Here is a 258-nt window from a genome sequence, read left to right as displayed (position 1 = left end):
CTCGCGGGCGGCCCGGCATCGAATTTACTGGAGAAACACATGGCATCCGTCAACAAGGTCATCCTCGTCGGCAATCTCGGCGCCGATCCTGAAGTCCGTTACCTGCCGAGCGGCGACGCGGTTGCGAACATCCGTCTCGCGACGACCGATCGCTACAAGGACAAGGCGAGCGGCGATTTCAAGGAAATGACCGAGTGGCACCGCGTGGCGTTCTTCGGCCGTCTCGCCGAAATCGTCAGCGAATACCTGAAGAAGGGC

The 258-nt window shown here is 60.9% G+C and carries 1 protein-coding gene; it reads left to right on the top strand.

Annotated elements, in window-relative coordinates:
* Window positions 1-39: 39 nt before the first annotated feature.
* Window positions 40-258: single-stranded DNA-binding protein (ssb, locus tag SB754_RS21305; protein WP_410784330.1), on the top strand; the 219-nt coding region annotated here is incomplete at its 3' end.

The sequence above is a fragment of the Leifsonia sp. SIMBA_070 genome, from assembly GCF_046534635.1.
GTDB lineage: Bacteria > Actinomycetota > Actinomycetes > Actinomycetales > Microbacteriaceae > Leifsonia.
Note: the sequence above shows the minus strand (reverse complement) of the source record. Positions and strands in the feature narration are given on the sequence as shown.